1 pseudogene is annotated in these 241 nt (G+C 25.3%); it reads left to right on the plus strand.

The features are described 5' to 3' along the window. Positions 1-120, plus strand: a pseudogene (locus SH09_RS13690) (replication initiation factor domain-containing protein); the annotation flags it as partial. Positions 121-241 lie beyond the last annotated feature (121 nt).

A 241-nucleotide genomic window follows, 5' to 3' on the forward strand; every position in this document is an offset into this window, starting at 1 on the left:
ATAAAAGAAATTTCGCCAGTCGATTTAACGGACTTAATGAAATCGACTTTAAAAGCGAACGAAAAACAATTGCAAAAACAAATCGATTTTTGGCAACATGAATTTAAATTTTGGAAATAGGGTACATATTAATATTACTGAACAAAAATGATATATTTAAACTATTCTAATTTAGGAGGATTTTTTTATGAAGTGTCTATTTAAAAATTTGGGGAATTTATATGAGGTGAAAGAATAATTT

Origin of the sequence: Staphylococcus gallinarum, assembly GCF_000875895.1 — a bacterium.
GTDB lineage: Bacteria > Bacillota > Bacilli > Staphylococcales > Staphylococcaceae > Staphylococcus > Staphylococcus gallinarum.